Source organism: Treponema sp. R6D11 (genome assembly GCF_054786075.1).
Window position 1 is genome coordinate 1 of sequence record NZ_BDHD01001073.1, and the last position, 395, is coordinate 395.

Sequence of the window (395 nt, forward strand, 5' to 3'; positions counted from 1 at the left end):
GTTCTGCGTGGGGAAGTAGCGATGGATTACGATTGCATTGTCATAGGTGGCGGACACGCCGGAATCGAAGCGTCCCTCGCAACTAGCCGCCTCGGTTTTTCTACCCTCCTCATCACGCAAAATCCCGACAGGATAGGGACGCTTTCATGCAACCCCGCGATTGGCGGCCTTTCAAAAGGTAACCTTGTAAGGGAAGTGGACGCTCTCGGCGGGGAGATGGGAAAGCTGACGGACGCGACAATGATCCAGTACCGCGTCCTTAACCGCGCGCGGGGGCCCGCGGTACAGGCGCCGAGGGAGCAGGCGGATAAGCACGCGTATCCCGCCGCCGCGCGTTCCGTTCTTGAAAAGCAAAAAAACCTGACAATTTTTATGGACACGGTTACGGACTTGAT

1 protein-coding gene is annotated in these 395 nt (G+C 57.5%); it reads left to right on the forward strand.

Going from position 1 to position 395, the window contains the following annotated elements; genetic code table 11:
• Positions 1 to 21 precede the first annotated feature (21 nt).
• The coding region (locus tag ACYVTD_RS17540; protein WP_461248908.1) for an FAD-dependent oxidoreductase at positions 22 to 395 on the forward strand (374 nt) is incomplete at its 3' end.